We start from the raw sequence: 19,358 nt of genomic DNA, 5'->3' as shown, positions 1-19,358 counted from the left end.
CGATTCTGCGCCGTCCCCGGGGCCTTGCCGCAAGCCCCCCTGTGCGCTATAACTTGAGACAGGCAAGGAGAGGTCTCCTTGCCTTCGTGTTTTTCTGCCACCGGTTCGTCTCGCCTTCCCGCTCAGGGTGAGGTGACGGCGGTGTGGGCGAGGGTGGCGGTCTCCTCCGGCGTACCGTCGATCGGGACGGCCGCCCCGGCTTCGTCCTCCCCCAGCGGTTCGAGGTCGGCGTACTGGGTGCGGAGCAGGTCGGGCGGCATGAAGTGGCCGCGCCTGGCGGTGAGCCGGGCGGCGATCAGCTCGGGCGAGCCGTCGAGGTGCAGGAAGAACACGCGCGGGGCGGCGGAGGCGAGCCGGTCGCGGTAGCGCCGCTTCAGTGCCGAGCAGGTCACCACACCTCCGCTGTCGGCGTGGCCGGTCAGCCAGCGTGCGATCTCCTCCAGCCAGGGGCGGCGGTCCTCGTCGTCCAGCGGGTGACCGGCCCGCATCTTCGCCACGTTGGCTTCGGGGTGGAAGTCGTCCCCCTCGGCGTACGGAACGCCGAGGCTCTGTGCCAGCAAGCGGCCCACCGTGGTCTTCCCCGAGCCCGACACGCCCATGACCACGACCAGCGGAGCGGAGTCCTGAGACATCCGGCACCTTCCCTTCGAGTTCTCGTTGCCATCGTCTAGAGATCGACGACTACCTTGACGTCGTCCGGTTGTGGGGTGAACGCCTCCGTCGCGCGCTCCAGGGGCACCCGCCGGGTGATCACGCGCTCCAGCCATGACAGGTCGGCCTCGGCCAGGGCGTCGGCGGCCTGCCGGTAGTGACGCAGGTTGGCGTTGACGGAGCCCACCACCGCGTCGTTCTGCAGCACGATCTCCCGGTTGATCGCGCCCGCGTCGACGGTCATCCGGCGCCCTGCGGGTGACACGCCGGTCAGGCACACCACCCCGTAGGGCGCGGTGCCGGTCAGCGCGGCCAGCACGGGCTCGTTCGCGCCGGTCGCCTCGATGACGACGTCCGGGCATACGGCCGTGACGACCTGCTCGGTGTCCTTCGCGTGGTACGTGGCGCCCAGGTCCCGCACCAGGCCGGGCTTGGGGCCCTCGGTCACGCGGTCGAGGACGTGCACGTCCAGGCCTCGCTGCGTGCCGAGGAGCGCGGCGAGCAGGCCGATGGGGCCCGCGCCGGTCACCAGGACGCGCCGCGGCTCGAACCAGGAACGGCCACCGACACGCTCGACCTGTTCCCACGCCTTCGCCACCACGGTGGTCGGTTCCATGAGCACTCCGACGCGGTCCAGGTGCGGCTCCAGCCTCACCGCGTACTCGGCCTCCACGCACCACGCCTCGGCGCCGTAACCGTCGATCTCCTTGATGCCGCGCTCGGTGTAGCGGCCGTTGCGGCACATGTCGAACTCCCCGCGTGCGCAGGCCCCGCACGGCTCGGGGTCCGGGCGGCGCACCACCCCGGCGACGAGGTCACCGGCCGAGAAGCCGCTTCCGGGGGGTGCCTGGCGCACCCGCCCGAGGGACTCGTGTCCCAGGACCAGCCGCTCGCGGCCCGGCGGGGCGGAGCCGTACTCGCCCCGGACGATCTCCTTGTCCGTTCCGCACACCCCCACCGCCAGGCCGTCCACCACCAGCTCGCCCGCGGCCGGGGCGGGGTCGGGCACCTCCCTCACCTCCACGGAGTCCTTGGTGCCGGGTCGCACAGTCACCGCACGCATCGCTCACCTCATCCCTCGCTCGGGCGGCGCGGGACGGGCACGCGCCGCTGTCCGACCGTCTGTCCCGTTCAGAGGGTTTCAGCACTGATCGCGTGTGTCTTCGGGACACGACCGTGTCGGCGTCTCTCCGGGGGCTGCTGCGCGTCCTCGCGCGCGCACCGGGCGGGGCTGCCGTTCCGTACCCTGACGGCATGCGCATGCGCCCCACCCTGAGCTGGACACCTGCCGAGGACCTGCCGCCGGGGACCACGGACCTGGAGCCGGTCGCCGACGCGCTGGGCACCGGCGGTGTGCTGGTGCTCAGCGGAGCGGGCCTCTCCACCGAGTCGGGCATCCCCGACTACCGGGGCGAGGGCGGGAGCCTGAGCCGGCACACACCGATGACGTACCAGGACTTCGTCGGCGGCGCCCAGGCCCGGCGCCGGTACTGGGCGCGCAGCCACCTCGGCTGGCGCACCTTCGGCCGGGCCCTGCCCAACGCCGGGCACCGGGCCGTGGCCGCGTTCGAGCGGCACGGTCTGCTCTCGGGGGTCATCACCCAGAACGTGGACGGCCTGCACCAGGCCGCCGGCAGCGAAGACGTCGTGGAACTCCACGGGGCCCTGGACCGGGTCGTCTGCCTGTCCTGCGGCGCCCGCAGCGCGCGCCGCGAGCTGGCCCGGCGGCTGGAGGAGGCCAATCCGGGGTTCGAGCCGGTGGCCGCCGGGATCAATCCGGACGGTGACGCCGACCTCACGGACGACCAGGTCGCCGGTTTCCGCGTGGTGCCCTGCACGGTCTGCGGCGGCATCCTCAAACCGGACGTGGTGTTCTTCGGCGAGACCGTGCCGCCGCAGCGCGTCGAGCACTGCCGCGAGCTGGTCCGGGCGGCGTCCTCGCTGCTGGTCCTGGGCTCCTCGCTGACGGTGATGTCCGGGCTCCGCTTCGTCCGCCAGACGGCCCAGGCCGGCAAGCCGGTGCTGATCGTCAACCGGGATCCGACCCGGGGCGACCGGCACGCCCTCACCCGGGTGGCGCTCCCTCTGGGCACGGCCCTCACGACCGTGGCGGACCGGCTGGGCATCGCGGTCGACCGGCAGGCGCCGCCGAGCCCGTGACCGTACGGGGCTCCCTCCGGGCCCGCTGTGGAAAGCAACTCCCGCCTCACAGGGAACGCACAGCCACTGTCCTTCCTCTTGCAGGGCGAAACCCCGCAACTGAGAGGAACGTGCTGTGCGTTCACGTACACGTATACGTCCGCGCCTGTACCCGGCCGGGTCGGTGGTGCTGGCCATCGCCGCCGCGGGATCCGTGCTGGCCGGTCCGGCCGGACCCGCGTTCGCCGCCGACGCGGCGGGACGCGCCGACCTGCGGGCGGATGTGAACCGCGACGGACGGGTCGATGTCACCGGCGGCAGCGACAAGAAGGGTGAGGACGGCTGGTCCGTCGAGCGTGGCGCCGTCTACCTGCCCAACATCGACGACGACGCCAAGCGGTGCCCGGTCACCGGGCCCGGCGGCAGCCCGCTGTCCGACGCGAAGTTGGCCGCGTGCAACGACGGCTCCGACACGCAGGTCAACGGCGCCGAGGACGCCGCCGACCTCGCCCGGGTCAGATCCGTGCCCCTGCCGGGGCTTCCCGCCGACGCCAAGGGCAGCCTGAAGCTCACCACGGGCGGCGAGCACGCGCACCTCTTCCTCAAGCGGGCCGGGAAGTGGGTGCTGGTGACGTCCGCGACCCGGCTCACCGCCGCCGAGTTGCGTGCCGGTGCGGAGTTCGGTGTCGAGGCCACCGACGTCGTCCGGGACCGTGCGCAGTGGGACGGCCGCGCGGTGGTCCGGCTGACGGTGACGTCCGGCGGGAAGTCCACCTCCGACGCCGTGACCCTGCGCGTCGCACCGCTGCTGACCCACCATCACCTGCAGGACACCCAGCAGGTGATGGTGAGCGAGGTCCAGGGGCAGGGCCCGTACAGCCGTCTCCAGCAGAAGTTCGTCGCCGAACTCGCGAAGGAGGTCGAGCAGGCCGGGGTCACCGCGCCGCTGGTCAAGTTCACGAAGTACGCCGACCCCTGGGCCCAGGACTTCGTCGAGCCGGCCTACGTCAGCATGACCGGGCCGGGCGGCCGGCGGCACGTGATGCGGGTGATGCTGCGTTCCGCCCAGCCCGACCGGGACGCGGGCCGGGAACTGTTCGAGAAGGTGCGCGGCCGGGACATCGGCGTCGTGCAGGTGACCGACCGGGCGGAGCCCGACGACTGGTCGCTCAACTCCATGGGGAACCTGGAGACGATCCCGCCCTACGCGCACAACGGGCGCTCGTTCCCGGCCGGGCGGATCATCATGGGCGAGCGCAAGGACAGCGGGGCGCGTCCGTCGAAGGTGGTGCGGACGCTGCTCGCGTCGCAGGGGATGCAGGATCCGCTGCTGCTGGACACCTCCTGGCTGGGCGTCGGGCACGTCGACGAGTTCGTGCAGTTCCTGCCCGCCGACACCCCCCGCGGCTGGCGCATCGGCGTCGCCGACCCGGAGGCGGGGCTGCGGCTGCTGCGCGACGCCCAGCGCGACGGCCACGGCAAGACGAAGATGTTCTCCGTCCCCGGCCGCAGCGACAGTCCCGCGCCCAAGGAGACCATCGACCAGGCGCTCGCCTCACGTCACCTGGTGGCCGACAACGAGATGGCGGCGCGGCGCATCGCGGCCAACCTGGAGGTCCTCAAGCGCGAGACGGGGGTCACCGACGCGGAGATCGTGCGGGTGCCCGCGCTGTACACCCGTGACTCGGAGGCCGTGACCGCCGAGGGCGAGGAGATTCCGGTGCCGCGTCTGACCCGCATGGGCGCCGGCTCCGACCTCGTGGACAGCCTCGGGGACCGCGGCCAGCAGAAGTGGCTCGCCGAGAACCCGGCCGCCCCGCGCGCGGCGGCTGCGCCGACGGTGATGACCAGCGCGTACGTTCCCGGCGCGGTCAACGGCGTGCTCCTGGCGCGCGACCGCTACCTCGCGCCGCGCCAGTGGGGGCCCGTCATCGGCGGCAAGGACATCGTCACGGAAGCCGTCAGCGCCGCCTACCAGCGGGTCGGGCTGAAGGTGTCGTACATCGACGACTGGTACACGTACCACCTCGGGATGGGTGAGGTGCACTGCGGCACCAACACCCTGCGCGACGCGACGGCGGCTTGGTGGCAGCGTCCGGCTGGGGGTCGTAACGGGGCCTAGGCGGCAGGTGGTTCCGGCCCGGCCCCGTCGCCCCGGGGCCGGGCCGGCCGGCGAGGACGTCGCGGCTGATCATGTCCCGGCACGCCGGCGCCTCGCCTCTGGTCGTCAGTCCACGATCAGTTCGGCGCGCGGCGCCGGGGTCCGGCCGGTGAGGACGCGGCTGAAGTTGGCTTCGACCTCCGTCTTCTCCGCCGCGTTCGGGTACGGGTTCGTGCAGGAGATGCCCGCGCTGGAGCCGGACATCAGGCTCGAGCACGGTCCGGGCTTGCGGTCGGGCAGGCCCAGGATGTGCCCGAGTTCGTGGGAGGAGATCCGGATGGTGTCGTAGCCCTGGTCGACGGCCTGGCGTCCGATGTAGACGGTTCCGTTGCCCAGGGTGGTGGGCAGGGCGCGCGGCCAGCCGTTGTCCGCAAGGACCCGTATGTTCGCCCGTTGCCCGGCGGTGACCGGCCGGAGCTCGACGGCGTCGACACTCGCGTTCCAGATGGCCGCGCCCCGGTCGACCGCGCTCTTGAACTCCGCGGCGCCGCCGGCGTCGTAGGTGAGGACCCGGGCGGCGAGGGTGGTGCCGGCCGGGCCGGGGGAAGCGGCCGCGGCTGGGCCGCCCGTCAGTGACAGGGCCATCAGGCAGGCGGCGGCGAGACCGCCGGTCAGCGTACGGACGTGCATGATCGACCTCCTTGTGGGGGAAGGGCAGTCGTGCTCATGACATTCGCAGGCCTCTTGCCCATGGAGGGTGGAGATGAATCCGTCGATTCGCGGACCGTGTCCCGGCGGACGAGCCCTCGGCGTCCGGTGGTTCAGGGTCGGTGTGCTCGGGTTCGGGTCGGGGTGGTGTGCCGGGTCGGGGTGGTGTGCCGGTTGATCTCGATCGCGAGCGGGGTGGCGGTGAAGACCGAGGAGTACGTGCCGATCGCCAGGCCGATGAGCAGGGCGAGGGCGAAGTCGGTGAGGGTGTCTCCGCCCAGGACGGCCAGGGCGGTGAGGATGAGGGCGGCGCCCATGCCGGTGTTGATCGTGCGGGGCAGCGTCTGCAGGATCGCCTGACGGGCGATGTGCGGCAAGGGGGTTGTGCGGTCGCGTCGCCACAGCTCCCTGACGCGGTCGAAGACGACGACCGAGTCGTTGACGGAGTAGCCGATCACAGTCAGCAGCGCCGCCAGGAACACCCCGTCGAGGGGCTTGCCGAGCCAGGCGAAGACGCCGACCAGGATGACGACGTCGTGGGCGAGCGCGGCGACCGCGGCGGTGCCGAACAGCCAGCGGAAGCGGGCGGCCAGGTACAGCAGTTGGGCGGCGAGGGCCACGCCGAGGGCGACCAGGGCGTTGCGGCGGAGTTCCTCGCCCAGGCTGGGGCCGATCAGTTCGTCGCGGATCTTCTCCGTGTCGCCGCCGAGTGCGGTGAGGGTGCGGGTGACGGTGTCCGCCTGCGTGTCGGTGAGTTCCTCGGTGCGCACGGTCAGGGCGTCGTCACCCGAGGACTGGACCACGGCGCGCGGGAAGCCGGCGTCGGCGAGTGCGGCGCGGGCGTGGTCCGGAGTGACGGGGCGGGTGGTGGTGTATTCGATCAGGCGGCCGCCGGTGAACTCGACGCCGAGGTCGATGCCGCGGACGGCGATGCCGGAGGCGGTCAGGGCGAGCGCGGCGGCGGAGAGGGCCAGCAAGCGGCGTGGCCGGCGCATCAGTAGGGGCTGGGAGCGCTCGATGCGGTCGCGGACCCGGCCGGCGGTGGCCAGTCCGGTCAGGTGGGGCCGGCGGCGTACCCACGGGCGGGACGCGGCGTGCTCGGCGAGGACCCGGGTGACGACCAAGGCGCTGATCATGGAGGCGAGGACGCCGATGCCCAGGGTGACGCCGAAGCCCCGCACGGGGCCGGAGGCGAGGAGGAACAGCAGACCGGCCGCGATCAGAGTGGTGATGTTGGAATCGGCGATCGCGCTGAAGGCCTTGCGGAAGCCGGCGGTCAGGGCCGAGCGGGGGCTGGAGCGGCGGCGGTTCGCGTGCTCTTCGCGGGCGCGTTCGAAGACGAGGACGTTGGCGTCGACGGCCATGCCGATGGCCAGGACGAAACCGGCCAGGCCAGGCAGCGTGAGGGTGGCGCCGAGCGCGGCCAGGGCGGCGTAGGAGATCAGTCCGTACGCGGCCAGGGCCAGTACCGCGAGGGCGCCCATGAGCCGGTAGACGGTGATGATGAACAGTGCGGTCAGAGCGGTGCCGATGACGGCGGCCCAGGCGCTGGCGGTGATGGCCTCGGCGCCCAGGGTGGGGCCGATGGTGCGCTGTTCGACGGTCTCCACGGGCACGGGCAGGGCGCCGCCGCTGATGAGCAGGGCCAGTTCGCGGGCCTCGGTGTCGGTGAAGGACCCGGTGATCTGGGTGGTGCCGCCGGTGATGCCGTTCTCGCACGTCACCGACGGGTCGACCTGCGGCGAGGAGATGATCTTCTCGTCGAGGACGATGGCGATGCGGCGCGCGGGATCGCCTGCCGGGTGGCAGGCGGCCCGGCCGGTCAACCGGCTCCATTTCCCGTGGCCGGAGGCGTCGAAGTCGACGGTGACGTGCCATCCGGCGCCGGTCCGCTGGTCGAACCGGGCCTCGGCTTTCTTGACGTCCTGTCCGGTGAGGGCCGCGGCCTCCAGGCGGAGGAGCCGGCCGGATTCGTCGGGCAGGACGTGCTCGCGGGGCCGCTTCGGCAGGGGGTCGCGGGCGTCGTCGGCCAAGGCGGATACGGGGTGGACGGTGAGCTGGGCGGTGCGGCCCAGTACGTCGGCCGCCTTCTTCGGGTCCTGCACGCCGGGCAGTTCGACGATGATCCGGTTGCTGCCGGAGCGGTGCAGGGAGGGTTCGGCGACGCCGAGCGCGTCGATACGGCCGCGCAGCACCTCCAGGGTGCGGTCGGTGGCCTCGGGGCCGGCCTTCGCGGTGGCGGTGGAGCGGGTTTCGAGCACGATCTGGGTGCCGCCGCGCAGGTCCAGACCGAGACGGACCGGCACGGTGAAGGCGATGAACAGGGACAGGGCGAGCACGGTGAGGGCGAGCAGGGCTCTCACCCGGGCGGAACGGATCAACGCGGGGCCTCCGGCGGGCACACCGCGGCGGCGGCCGGCGCGGCCGCGGTGAGGGACAGGATGAGGTCAGGGTGGGGTCAGGTGCCGGTGGGCGTGGGCGGCGCGCGGCCGCGGTCGGCCGGTGCGGGGTCCGTGGGGAAGGCCGCCGGTGACGGGGGTGCCGTCGGCCGGGCGGCGAGGCGCGGGGCGGTGGCCGCGCCGTCGGCGAGGGCGGCGAACGGCCCGTGCGGGGGTGTGCGTTCGCCGTGCGGCTCGTGCCGGGCCGGTGGCTGGAGGGTGCAGGGTGTGGCGCAGGCGTCGTTGGCCTGGAGGGTGCAGGGTGTGGCGCGGCCGTCGTCGGCGTGGAGGGGGCAGGGCGTGGCGCGGCCGTCGTCGGCCTGGTGGGTGCAGGGCGTGGCGCAGGCGTCGTCGGTCTGCCAGCCGGTGCCGGGGCTTGCGCCGGGCGCGTCGGCGGATACCGTGCCGGCCGGGGCGGGCAGCGGACCGGCCGGGGCGGGCAGCGGACCGGCCGGGGCCGCGCCGGTGAGGAGGGCCAGCAGTACTGCTGCCCAGACGGCGACCGCAGCCGCCGGCCGGGCGCGGAGGGTGGCGCCGACAGTGGCGCCGAGGACCTTCAGGGGCGGCCGGGCGGCGGGCGGCGCGGCGGTGGGCGATCCGGTGGTGGGCAGCCGGACAGTGCGCGGCACGGCGGTGGCTGGCCGGGCGGTGGGCGATCCGGTGGTGGACAGCCGGACAGTGCGCGGCACGGCGGTGGGCAGCCGGACAGTGCGCGGCACGGCGGTGGCTGGCCGGGCGGTAGGCGATCCGGTGGTGGACAGCCGGACAGTGCGCGGCACGGCGGTGGCTGGCCGGGCGGTAGGCGATCCGGTGGTGGGCAGCCGGACAGTGCGCGGCACGGCGGTGGCTGGCCGGGCGGTAGGCGATCCGGTGGTGGGCAGCCGGACAGTGCGCGGCACGGCGGTGGCCAGCCGGGCGGTGGGCGATCCGGTGGTGGGCAGCCCGACAGTGCGCGGCACGGCGGTGGCCAGCCGGGCGGCGGGCGGCCCGGCGGTGGGCGGCCGGGGCTCCGGGCGGTGGTGGTGGCGGTGGCTCATGGGTCGATCAGGCCCACGCGGATGGCGTAGCGGGTGAGTTCGAGGCGGTCGCGCAGGCCGAGCTTGTGGAGCAGGTTGGCTCGGTGCCGCTGGACGGTCTTGATGCTGATGAAGAGCAGGTCGGCGATCGCCTGCGAGGAGTGGCCCTCCGCCACCAGCTTCAGGACCTCCTCCTCGCGCGGGGTGAGGACCTGGTCGGGGGCCTCCTCGCCGTGGCGGGCCCGGTCGAGGTAGTTGCGGATCAGCGCGGTGACCGCACCCGGGTAGAGGAAGGGCTCGTCGCGCATCGCCGCCCGGCACGCGGCGACCAGGTCCCGGTCGGCGACGGACTTCAGCACATAGCCGCTGGCCCCGGCCTTGAGCGCCTGGAAGAAGTACTGCTCGTTGTCGTGCATGGTGAGGATCAGGATGCGCAGGCCCGGCTTGAGCCCGGCCAGTTCACGCGCGGCCTGGAGGCCGGTCATGCGGGGCATGGCGATGTCCAGTACGGCCAAGTCGACCTCGTGGCTGCGGACCTGCTCGATCGCCTCCGCGCCGTCCCCGGCCTCCGCGACGACCTGGAGGCCCGGTTCCTGGTCGAGGATGAGCCGCACACCGCGGCGTACCAGGGCGTGGTCGTCTGCCAGAAGGATGCGGATGTTCCCGGTCATGAGGTCGGCTGCTTCCTGGGCAGGGGCACGGTGAGCTTGACCTGGGTACCGGCGCGGGGTGCGGGCGTGATGTCCAGCGTGGCGCCGACGAGCAGGGCGCGCTCGCGCATGCCGAGGATGCCGGCGCCCTCGCGGGGAGCCTTGATGCCGCAGCCGTCGTCGGTGACGGCCAGGATCACACGGGTGTCGCTGTGGCCCAGGGTGACGACGACCCCTTCGGCGTCCGCGTGGCGGGCGGCGTTGGTCAGCGACTCCTGGGCGACGCGGTAGAGGACCAGTTCCGTCTCGGGCTCCAGCGGGGGCAGGTCGGCGGCGAAGCGGCGGGTGACCTGCAGCCCGGTGTGGGTGGCGAAGTCCTCGGTGAGCGAGGTCAGCGCGCTGACCAGGCCCAGGTCGTCCAGCACGCCGGGCCGCAGCCGGCGCACCAGGCGGCGGACCTCGTCCAGGCTGTCCCGGGTGATCTCCTGCACCTCGCGCAGGTCCTCGCGCAGCGGCCCGGGGGCGTCGTCCGCGGCACGCTTGAGTCCCAACAGGATCGCGGTCATGCTCTGCCCGACCTCGTCGTGCAGTTCCTGGGCGATGCGGCGGCGTTCGGCCTCCTGGGCGAGCAGGACCCGGCCGCTGCTGGCGGCCCGTTCCTGCTCCAGCCGCTCCAGCATGGAGTTGAAGGTGCGGATCAGTTCGGCGAGTTCCCCGCCGCCGTGCGCGGACAGCCGCTGCCCGGGCCGCAGCAGGTCCACCGTGGTCATGAGCCTGGTCAGCCGGTCCAGCGGAGCGAGCCCCCAGCGCAGCAGGGCGGCGTTGGCGACCAGCATCACCGCCAGACCGCCCAGCAGGATGATCGCCTCGGTCAGCAGCACCGGCACCGACACGGTCACCGGCGCCCACAGCAGCAGCGCCGTGGCCGTGCCCAGGACGACGGCGTTGAGGGCGAAGATCCGCCAGAACAGGGACACCGGGCGTCACGCCTCCTTCTGAGATGCGGCCCGCCTCCACCGTCGGGCATCACGCATCCCGGACGAGCTGCCGCGCCTGGCCGTCGGCCGAGCCTGGCCACAGCCTGCCCGCACCGGCGAGGCCGGGTCGATGGGGCCCAGCCCCCATTTCCCGCGGCGCGGCCTACCCACGCCCTGGTGGCCTGCATCGCCCGGCCCGCCGCAAATGGGGCCCGCGCCCGATGGGGATCCACGGCGAGGACGACCAGGGTGGAAGACGACCAGGTTGAGGCATGACCACGAGAGAAGGAGACGTACCGTGTCTGTCGACGCACCCCTCACCGGCCCCCGCTCTGAGCGCATGACCGCGCCCGATGTGCGACGGCGGCTGGAACACGCCCGCAGCACCCGGCTGACGCAGCTGCGCGCCCTCGACGAGACCGGGCAGAGCACGGACGATCACCTGATGTCCATGCAGCGCGGCGCCATCGCGCGCGTCCTGCGAGAGATCGACGACGCGTTCGCCCGCGTCGAGGACGGCACCTACGGCACCTGCCTGGGCTGCGCGGAGCCCGTCCCGGCGGAGCGCCTGGAGATCCTCCCCTACACCCCGTACTGCGTTGCCTGCCAGCGCCGCGCCGCCGCCTGACCGGCACGCCGACTCCCGCCGTTCTTCTCCCTCGCTCTGCCCAAGGGGTGCAGTGGTGAACAACCCGCTCATCGCCGACCGTGCCGCGACGCGTCTGTCGGCCGAGGATCTCGCCGCGCTGCGGGAGAACCTCACCGAACAGCGCCTGTTCCGCCAGGAGCAGCTCCAGCAGCTCGCCGGCGCGGCTCCCTCCCGGAAGGGCGACGTGCCGCGCCACGACGCCGCCTCCCAGGTCGAGGTCCACGTCAAGCTCGCCGCCGCCGCGCGCATGGTCCTCGCCGACGTCGAAGCAGCCCTCCGGCGCATGGACGAAGGCAGCTACGGCACCTGCCGACTGTGCCGGGGCCCCATCGCGCGCGAGCGGCTGATGATCGTGCCGCAGGCCCGCTACTGCGCGCGCTGCCAGCACGTCAGGGAGGCCGGCCGATGACCGCGGCCCGCCCCGCCGACTCGGAATCAGCACCCACCACCTCCGGCCGGCTCAGGAGGAGGTGTATCGCGGGCGTATCGGGAAGCGCATACGCCGCCGCAACCGCCCTCCGCCTGCCATGGGGGCATGGACGACAACGCATCCCTGTCCGCATCGCCCCGCCGTACCCGCGGGATCGTGTTGCCCGCTCTGGCGGTCCTCGGGGTGGCTTGTGCCGTGTTCGCCCTGCGGCGGCCGCTGATGATGTCCGCTCCGATGTGCGTGGCCGGGCGGTGGCACGGCTGTTTCGACACGTTCAACGGGGTGGTGCTCATGACGTTGGTCGCGCTGCCGTTGGCCGTGCTGGGGGTGTGGGCTCTGGCGCGCCGTCGGCGGGCCGCCGGCGTCCCGTCGGCGTGGCGGATTTCGGTGGCCGAGGTGGGCATGGTCCACGGGACGGTGCCGTTCCTGTGGCTGACCATGATGCCGGGTGCCGGGGCCGGCTCCGTGCCCGCACGGGTGAGCCTGGTGCCGCTGCGGGACCTGGTCACGATGGGGCCGCTCGGCATCGTCGGCAATCTGCTGGTCTTCGCGGCGCTGGGGTTCTTCGCGCCGATGCGGTTCGCGGCGCTGGCGTCCCTGCCGCGGATCCTGGCGCTCGGCTCGGGCTGCTCGGTCCTGGTCGAGACCGCGCAGTTCGTCCTGCGACTGGACCGGGTGTCCTCCGTGGACGACGTACTGGTCAACACCACCGGCGCGGTACTGGCGGCGCTGGCGTCGCGCCGCTGGTGGCGCGCCACGGCGCGAACGCCGTCGGACCGGCCGCGCCCCACGCCGGCACCGGCGGGCTGAGGCCCGCCTGGGGCGGGCGCCGCCCGTCACTGCATACGTCGGCGATGTCCCGTCACGCATACGTCGGCGATATGTGTTGCTGCCTAGGCTTCGGACATGCGCGTACTGATCGTGGAGGACGAGCCCTATCTGGCGGAGGCCGTCCGTGACGGTCTGCGGCTGGAGGCGATGGCCGCCGACGTCGCGGGCGACGGCGACTCCGCCCTGGAGCTGCTGAGCGTCAACTCCTACGACCTCGCGGTCCTCGACCGCGACATCCCCGGCCCCTCCGGCGACGAGGTCGCCCGGCGCATCGTCGCCTCCGGCAGCGGCATTCCGATCCTCATGCTCACCGCCGCCGACCGGATCGACGACAAGGCGTCGGGCTTCGGGCTCGGCGCCGACGACTACCTCACCAAGCCGTTCGAGCTGCGGGAGCTCGTCCTGCGGCTGCGGGCGCTGGACCGCAGGCGCGCGTACGCCCGGCCCCCGGTCCGCGAGATCGCGGGCCTGCGCCTGGACCCGTTCCGCCGGGAGGTCTTCCGCGACGGACGCTACGTCGCGCTCACCCGCAAGCAGTTCGCCGTGCTGGAGGTCCTCGTCGCCGCCGAAGGAGGTGTCGTCAGCGCCGAGGAACTGCTGGAGCGGGCGTGGGACGAGAACGCCGACCCCTTCACCAACGCCGTCCGCATCACCGTCTCCGCGCTGCGCAAACGGCTCGGCGAGCCGTGGATCATCGCGACGGTGCCGGGTGTCGGCTACCGCATCGATTCCGGCCCCGGCGCCACCCGGCCGGGCAGTGCGCATGCGTAGACGCCCAGGGCTCAGCGTCCGGCTGAAACTCACCCTCAGCTACGCCGGGTTCCTCGCCGTCGCCGGGGCGCTCCTGCTGGCCGTGGTGTGGGGGTTCCTGCTGCGCTACGTACCCGACAACTCCCAGGGCCTGCTCGGCGTCTCGCCCAACCGCTACCTGCTGGTGCGCACCTTCGCCCCGGCCGCGGCCCTGGCGATGCTCTTCCTGCTCGTGTTCGGCCTCGTCGGGGGATGGATCCTCGCCGGGCGGATGCTCGCGCCCCTCACGCAGATCACGGATGCGGCGCGGCTGGCGGGGAACGGGTCGCTGTCCCACCGGGTCCGTATGAAGGGCCGTCAGGACGAGTTCCGTGAACTCTCCGACGCTTTCGACTCGATGCTCGAACAGCTCGAGTCCCATGTCGCCGAGCAGCAGAGGTTCGCCGCGAACGCCTCCCACGAGCTGCGCACCCCGCTGGCGATCTCGCGGACGCTCCTCGACGTCGCCCGCAAGGACCCCACGCGGGACCGGGCTGAGCTCCTCGAACGCCTGGAGGCCGTCAACACGCGGGCGATCGGCCTCACCGAGGCCCTCCTGCTGCTGAGCCGCAGCGACCGCGGGAGCTTCGACCGTGCGAGCGTCGATCTGTCCCTCGTCGCGGAGGAGGCCGCCGAGACTCTGCTCCACCAGGCGGAACAGCGCGGGGTCACGCTCGATGTCACCGGTGGGGCGGCCCGGACGAGCGGCTCCGCGGAGCTGCTGCTGCGGATGGTGACGAACCTCGTCCAGAACGCCATCGTCCACAATCTCCCGGCCGGCGGAACCGTGACGGTCCACACCGAGGCGCGGGGCGGCGCGAGCGTGCTGCGGGTGGAGAACACGGGCCGTCCCGTGCCGGCGGAACTGGTACCGACCCTCATCGAACCCTTCCAGCGCGGAACGGAACGCGTGCGCGCCGACGAGCACGCCGGCGTCGGCCTGGGCCTGGCCATCGTGCACAGCGTCGTCCGCGCGCACGGCGGGACCCTCGGCCTCGTCCCCCGCCCGGCCGGCGGTCTCCTCGTCACGGTTCGGCTGCCTGCCGCGCCGTCGCAGCCAGGGCGGCAGCCGCCTGGGTCGACAGCGAGCGGTCCCGGGCGGGCGGCCGCGGGCCCGCTCGCACCGTCCTGACGTCAGGTCACATGTCTCGCCGACGGCCGACAGTGAACCGGAAGCTGTCGGCGGTCCCTGCCGGCCTCGGCCCCGTCACGACTCTCGTCGTCAACGCCACCTGGTGGTTGGTCGCATGGGCGGGTTCAGGCCGCGGCATTTCCCTGTGGCCCGGACGTCCAGGCCAGGATGTGCGGGACGGCTTCGCGCAGACTGGTGAAGTGGCGGTGCACGCCCTCCACCGGGGCGGTGGCGTTCACGCCCCACACCGTCATCCCGGCTCCCAGCCCGGACCGCACTCCGGACGGAGCGTCCTCTATGACCAGGCAGTCCGCCGGCCGAGCGCCCAGCCGTGCGGCGGCCTGCAGGTAGGGAGCGGGAGAGGGCTTGCCCTCGTCCACGGCGGCCGCGTCCACGATCACGTCCGGCACGGGCAGGCCCGTTCGTGCGAAACGGCCGCGCACCCGGTGCTCGTAGTTCGAGGTCACCAGCGCCCAGGTGCCCGGCGGCAGACCGTGCAGCAGCTCCGACGCGCCGTGGAAAGCCCCGTAGACGCCGGACCGGACGTCCTCGTCCTCCAGCTCGTGCAGCAGGGCCAGGCACTCGCTCGGATCACGGTCGGCGGCGACCTGGGCGAACGTCTCCACCGGCCGTGTCCGCAGGGCCACCCGGTAGACCTCGTCCGCATCCAGCCCGTACCGCATGGCCCAGGTTTCCCAGACGCGGCGCTGGTTCCTCACGGCGTCGATCAATGTGCCGTCGACATCGAACAGAACGTACTTCACGCGGCCCGGCCGCCCAGGTTCACTGGTCACGCGTCGATCATGCCAGGCGGCCGGCAGGCGACCGCGGGGCAGGCGCTCGGCTCGTGTACGTCCGCGGTGCGCCGCAGCGGAGCCGAGGACGGGTGCCGTCGGTCAGCCGAGCTTCAGCAGCAGCGCGGCGAGTTCGGCCGGCATGGTGATCATGCAGTCGTGGCCGGTCGGCAACTCCCAGACCTGTGCCGGGGTGCCGTTGGGCTGGATCTCGGGGACGGGACGGCGGGTGAAGCCTTCGGGCATGCCGACGACGCAGTGGATGTGCGTCCGCGGGATCGTGCGCACGGCCGGGTTGTCCAGCCGGGCCGGTTGTCGGAGGCAGCGCACCGGGTGGTCCGACAGGATCGAGCGCAGCCAGGCGGTGTCCGCCGGGTCGGTGACGCCGAACAGCCCCGAGGGGGGCGGCAGTTCGGGGAGGGGTGGGACCCGCCAGCCGCTTTCGGACTTCTCGGCGAGGTCGATCAGGACCTGGGTCACGGGCATGACATCGGCCGCGCTCTCGCCGTCCTCCGGGACCATCGCGTCGAGGTGGACCAGGCGCGCGATCCGGTCGGGGACACGGTTGGCCGCGGACGAGATGACCAGCCCGGCGTAGCTGTGTCCCACGAGGACCACCTCGGTGAGGTCGTCCGCGGCGATCAGATCGACGATGTCGTCGACGTGCGTGTCGAGTCCCACCTCGCGGCTGAGCAGATGGGCCTTGTCGCCGTAGCCGGTCAGCGACGGTGTGAACACCCGGTGGCCGGCCGAGGTCAGCAACGGGACCACCCGCTCCCAGCATTCGGGGCTGTGCCAGGCACCGTGCACCAGCAGATATGTCGTCATGGTTTCGCTCCTCGTTGGACTCCGCGCCGCGTCCGCACTGGACGAGTCGCCGGGCGGTCCGGGTCCGCTCGGCGGGTCGCCGACCAGGCTTGCCGCCCGCCCTCCGGCGGAGCCAGGGCCTCCGTGATCCTGGGGGTGACAGGGCCAGGTACGCGCCGGGCCGCGCGACTTAGGGTGAGGAAATGACCGGCGGACCCAACCTTCTGGGCGATTACGTGCGCGCCCGTCGTGAGCTCGTCACACCGGAACAGGTCGGTATCCCGGTGGTGGGGGCCAGGCGGGTGCCGGGCCTGCGGCGGGAGGAGGTCGCGATGCTCGCCGGCATCAGCGCCGACTACTACCTGCGCCTGGAGCAGGGCCGCGACCGCAACCCCTCCGTCCAGGTCCTCGAGTCCCTCGCCCGGGCGCTGCAACTGGACGACGACGCGACGGCACACCTGCTGCGCCTCGGCGCAGGCCGGCCCCGTCGCCCGACGCCGAGGTCTCGGGACGAGGCCGTACCCGAGGGCATCGCCACGCTCGTCGCCACGCTCCCGCTGCCCGCGGTCGTCGAGGGCCGCTACTTCGACGTACTGGCCGCCAACGCCTTGGCGACCGCTCTGTCACCACGCCTGGCGCCGGGAGGCAACCGGCTGCGGGACCTGTTCCTCGACCCCGCCGAGCAGGCCCTCCACCCGAACTGGGAGAAGGCCGCCGAGGGCATGGTCGCCGGCTTCCGCCAGTCCGTCGGCACCGAGACGGACGACCCCCGGTTCGTCGCACTCGTCGGTGAACTCTCCCTCGCCAGTGACCACTTCAGCAGGTTGTGGGCCCGCCACGACATAGAGGTGTGCGAAGGCGCGCCCAAGGACATCGACCACCCCCGGGTCGGTCGCCTGCGGCTGAACCGGGAGCTGCTGGGCATCGGCGGCGCGGCAGGCCAGACGCTCGTCCTCTTCCATCCGGACCCGGGCACCGACGACGCCGGAAAACTGGCGCTCCTCGCGTCCGCCGTGCCGGCACCGTCCGCCCCGAGGCCCGACCGTCGGCGAGCAGGTGTTGTTTCTCCAGGGGCGAAGGAAGGGCGGCGATGACGATGAAGGTGGCGATCTTGGGCAGACGTCGGGAGTGATCTTCCCGTCGGTCCCATGAGAGGGGGCATGCCGTGACCGCACCCGCGCGTCCCGCACCGCCTGCGAGGCGTCGGCGCCGGTTCGACCTTCGCGCGACCGCTCTGTTCTTCGTCTTTCTCGCCGTGGTCGTGAGCGTCGTCGGCCTCGCCGCCCGCGTGGTGGCAGGTGCCGTCGAGCGGCGTCCCGCCTGGGTCTTCGTCCTGGTCGTCGTGGCTGTCGCGGGCTTCACGGGCCTGGGGCGACGGTGGCATCTGGCGCGAGCGGCCCGCCGGGCCGCGGCGGCGCTCGACGAAGCGGCGCGCGAGGCGGCCGGCGAGTTGGCGGCACCCGCGATTCCCCGGCAGCACCCGGCCGTCGTCGAGGTCTCGGTGGACTACGACGCCCTGACGGCCGAGGAGTTCGAGGAGGCGGTCGCCGCGCTCTGCGAACGCGACGGCTGTTCCGGCGTCGAAGTGGTGGGAGGTGCCGGGGATCTGGGCGCCGATGTCGTCGCCGTGGCCCCCGACGGACGGCGGGTCGTCGTCCAGTGCAAGCACTACGGCGACTCCCACCGGGTCGGCTCCCAGGACCTCCAGCGTTTCGGCGGCACCTGCTTCACGGTCCATGAGGCCGATGTCGCCGTGCTGGTCACCACGAGCGACTTCACCGCGCCGGCGGTGGAGTACGCCGACCGGTGCGGGATCGTGTGCGTGGACCGGGAGGCCCTTTGGACCTGGACGGACGGCACCGGTCCCGCGCCCTGGGAGGCCGCCCCGACAGACCGGGCGGCGGGGTGGGAACGCGCAGGTGCCGAGTCGTGAGCCGGGCGAGCGACACCGCGCCCCCGGCGGCCGGCGGCCCGTCGCTCCAGCGCCTCGCGCCGGGGTCGCGGGCCGCCTTCACCTCGTGGCTCGGTCAGTTGAGGGGGTCGAGGGTGAGGTAGGCCTGGCGCGGGTTGCCGTCGTGCACCAGGGATTCGTGGTGGCCGACGTCGTCGAAGGCGAACGCGTACGCCTTCCCGTCGGCCATCTGCGCGTGGATCTTGCGGGCGTAGTGGTTGGTGACGCCGTCCCGGTAGAAGGCGTCGGCGGTGGTGTCCGGCTGGTGGGGGTTGACCAGGAGCGTGGAGCGGTTGAATCCGGCGCACAGGGTGCGGGAGATCGGGCCGCGTACCTGGTCGTTCGGTGCGTCGAGCCTGCGGTGGCAGCCGAACACGGAGGAGGCGTCCGGCTCCTGGAAGCTGGTGACGGTGGCGCCGGAGCCGTTGGTGAAGTTCATGACGCCGCCGGAGACCCGGCCGTAGTACTTGGTGCCCGGCTGGTCGGCGAACGGGGTGACCGTCAGGGTGGAGGTGGTGTACTTCTGCCAGACGCGGTTGATGTAGTCGTCCATGACGGTGGCCGGCAGGGCGCCGGTCTCCACGCCGTACAGCGGTGACAGGGCGCGCAGGACGGTCCCGTCGGGGCGGGTCTGGATCAGGTTCGCCCAGCCTCCGGGCTGTCCCCGCAGGGCGTTGAAGAAGCCGTTGTAGCCGCCGGGCCTGAGCCGGCCGGTGCTCGCGGTGGTGCCGTCGGCGCGCTGCACTCCGACCGCGTACGGGGCGGAGAACATGTCGACCTGTGTGCTGTTGATCCATAGGCCGGAGTCGTTGAGTGTGTACTCCGACCAGTTGAACAGGATGTTCCGGTTCGGGTCGGTGGGGTTCTGTACGGCGGGCTGGACCAGGCCTCCGGTGGTGAGCCGGAAGACGAGTTTCTGTCCGTAGGAGAAGTACACGCGGCCGGAGAACTTCGGCATGCGGATGGTGATCGACTGTCCGGCCGCCGGGCCGGGGATGGAGGCGTCGGGGGCGGGTGTCGGGGGGTTACCGCCGGCCGGCCAGGGGTGGAAGGTGCCGTTCGCGTCGGCCCAGCCCTGGCGTCCGGTGGACAGTTCCGTGCCGAGGTTGTAGAGGTACACCGGCTCGTTGCGGGCCGAGTTGTTGGTGATCTTCAGGGGGATCGTCGCCGGGACCGCGGCTTGGGCCGGTGTGCTCGCTCCGGCCGTGAGCAGTGCGCCGGTGAGCGCCGTGGCGAGGGACAACCCCATTGCTCTTGCCTGGCGTCTGAGGGTCCGTAACATGCTCTGCCTCCGA

General features: G+C 72.8%; 19 protein-coding genes. 9 read left to right on the top strand and 10 right to left on the bottom strand.

The window, feature by feature from the left end:
- Positions 1–122 precede the first annotated feature (122 nt).
- Both ABZ386_RS33700 and ABZ386_RS33695 read right to left on the bottom strand, forming a co-directional pair.
- Positions 123–632, bottom strand: coding sequence for a gluconokinase (locus ABZ386_RS33700; RefSeq protein ID WP_355715594.1), 510 nt, complete (start codon positions 630–632; stop codon positions 123–125).
- Positions 633–667: 35 nt separating this feature from the next.
- The gene (locus tag ABZ386_RS33695; protein ID WP_355715591.1) at positions 668–1,714 is read right to left on the bottom strand and encodes a glucose 1-dehydrogenase; all 1,047 of its coding nucleotides are present in this window, start codon (positions 1,712–1,714) and stop codon (positions 668–670) included.
- A 191-nt stretch (positions 1,715–1,905) separates the two neighbouring features.
- Here ABZ386_RS33695 and ABZ386_RS33690 point away from each other — a divergent pair, with 191 nt between their 5' ends.
- Positions 1,906–2,811 carry an NAD-dependent protein deacetylase gene (locus tag ABZ386_RS33690; protein ID WP_356505805.1) on the top strand — a complete coding sequence of 302 codons (906 nt, stop codon included), beginning with the start codon at positions 1,906–1,908 and terminating at the stop codon, positions 2,809–2,811.
- A gap of 115 nt (positions 2,812–2,926) precedes the next feature.
- Positions 2,927–4,912, top strand: coding sequence for a protein-arginine deiminase domain-containing protein (locus ABZ386_RS33685; RefSeq protein ID WP_358967359.1), 1,986 nt, complete (start codon positions 2,927–2,929; stop codon positions 4,910–4,912).
- 105 nt (positions 4,913–5,017) lie between these two features.
- Here the strand turns inward: ABZ386_RS33685 and ABZ386_RS33680 are convergent, their stop codons facing one another.
- The 5 genes from ABZ386_RS33680 to ABZ386_RS33660 all read right to left on the bottom strand — a co-directional run bounded on the left by ABZ386_RS33680 (position 5,018) and on the right by ABZ386_RS33660 (position 10,680).
- The gene (locus ABZ386_RS33680; protein WP_351345870.1) at positions 5,018–5,581 is read right to left on the bottom strand and encodes a snapalysin family zinc-dependent metalloprotease; all 564 of its coding nucleotides are present in this window, start codon (positions 5,579–5,581) and stop codon (positions 5,018–5,020) included.
- A gap of 131 nt (positions 5,582–5,712) precedes the next feature.
- Entirely contained in the window at positions 5,713–7,980 is a 2,268-nt protein-coding gene (gene secD, locus ABZ386_RS33675) for a protein translocase subunit SecD (RefSeq protein ID WP_358967356.1), read from the bottom strand.
- A gap of 77 nt (positions 7,981–8,057) precedes the next feature.
- Entirely contained in the window at positions 8,058–9,074 is a 1,017-nt protein-coding gene (locus tag ABZ386_RS33670) for a hypothetical protein (protein ID WP_358967354.1), read from the bottom strand.
- A complete protein-coding gene (locus ABZ386_RS33665; RefSeq protein WP_355724274.1) occupies positions 9,071–9,724 on the bottom strand; it encodes a response regulator transcription factor in 654 nt (217 codons plus the stop codon). Before ABZ386_RS33665 ends, ABZ386_RS33670 begins: the two co-directional genes overlap by 4 nt.
- The gene (locus tag ABZ386_RS33660) at positions 9,721–10,680 is read right to left on the bottom strand and encodes a sensor histidine kinase (protein WP_351345858.1); all 960 of its coding nucleotides are present in this window, start codon (positions 10,678–10,680) and stop codon (positions 9,721–9,723) included. Before ABZ386_RS33660 ends, ABZ386_RS33665 begins: the two co-directional genes overlap by 4 nt.
- 298 nt (positions 10,681–10,978) lie before the next feature.
- Between ABZ386_RS33660 and ABZ386_RS33655 the strand changes: the two genes are divergently transcribed.
- From ABZ386_RS33655 to ABZ386_RS33635, 5 genes are all read left to right on the top strand, one after another.
- Complete coding sequence (locus ABZ386_RS33655; protein ID WP_355724279.1) at positions 10,979–11,308, top strand: TraR/DksA C4-type zinc finger protein; 330 nt, start codon at positions 10,979–10,981, stop codon at positions 11,306–11,308.
- Between the two features lie 52 nt (positions 11,309–11,360).
- Positions 11,361–11,738 (top strand): TraR/DksA C4-type zinc finger protein, encoded by a 378-nt coding sequence (locus ABZ386_RS33650; RefSeq protein WP_355724282.1) that lies wholly within the window; start codon positions 11,361–11,363, stop codon positions 11,736–11,738.
- A 126-nt stretch (positions 11,739–11,864) separates the two neighbouring features.
- Positions 11,865–12,569 (top strand): VanZ family protein, encoded by a 705-nt coding sequence (locus ABZ386_RS33645; protein ID WP_358967349.1) that lies wholly within the window; start codon positions 11,865–11,867, stop codon positions 12,567–12,569.
- A gap of 96 nt (positions 12,570–12,665) precedes the next feature.
- Complete coding sequence (locus tag ABZ386_RS33640) at positions 12,666–13,361, top strand: response regulator transcription factor (RefSeq protein ID WP_356617683.1); 696 nt, start codon at positions 12,666–12,668, stop codon at positions 13,359–13,361.
- Entirely contained in the window at positions 13,354–14,511 is a 1,158-nt protein-coding gene (locus ABZ386_RS33635; RefSeq protein WP_358967346.1) for a HAMP domain-containing sensor histidine kinase, read from the top strand. Before ABZ386_RS33640 ends, ABZ386_RS33635 begins: the two co-directional genes overlap by 8 nt.
- A 125-nt stretch (positions 14,512–14,636) precedes the next feature.
- On the opposite strand, the gene ABZ386_RS33630 is transcribed toward ABZ386_RS33635, so the two are convergent.
- Positions 14,637–15,305, bottom strand: a complete 669-nt coding sequence (locus tag ABZ386_RS33630; protein WP_355724294.1) for an HAD-IA family hydrolase — start codon at positions 15,303–15,305, stop codon at positions 14,637–14,639.
- A 102-nt stretch (positions 15,306–15,407) separates the two neighbouring features.
- Positions 15,408–16,133: an alpha/beta fold hydrolase gene (locus ABZ386_RS33625; RefSeq protein WP_358967342.1), complete on the bottom strand. Its 726-nt coding sequence runs from the start codon at positions 16,131–16,133 to the stop codon at positions 15,408–15,410.
- A gap of 182 nt (positions 16,134–16,315) precedes the next feature.
- Here ABZ386_RS33625 and ABZ386_RS33620 point away from each other — a divergent pair, with 182 nt between their 5' ends.
- Entirely contained in the window at positions 16,316–17,206 is an 891-nt protein-coding gene (locus ABZ386_RS33620) for a helix-turn-helix transcriptional regulator (RefSeq protein ID WP_358967340.1), read from the top strand.
- Positions 17,207–17,277: 71 nt separating this feature from the next.
- Positions 17,278–18,045: a restriction endonuclease gene (locus ABZ386_RS33615; RefSeq protein ID WP_358967337.1), complete on the top strand. Its 768-nt coding sequence runs from the start codon at positions 17,278–17,280 to the stop codon at positions 18,043–18,045.
- A gap of 94 nt (positions 18,046–18,139) precedes the next feature.
- On the opposite strand, the gene ABZ386_RS33610 is transcribed toward ABZ386_RS33615, so the two are convergent.
- On the bottom strand, positions 18,140–19,345 hold the full coding sequence (locus ABZ386_RS33610; RefSeq protein ID WP_358967334.1) for a glycoside hydrolase family 64 protein: 1,206 nt from the start codon (positions 19,343–19,345) through the stop codon (positions 18,140–18,142).
- Positions 19,346–19,358: the final 13 nt, after the last annotated feature.

It is taken from the genome of Streptomyces sp. NPDC006140, assembly GCF_040628815.1.
GTDB lineage: Bacteria > Actinomycetota > Actinomycetes > Streptomycetales > Streptomycetaceae > Streptomyces.
The sequence above is the reverse complement of the archived record's forward strand: the minus strand, read 5'-3'. Positions and strand labels throughout refer to the sequence as shown.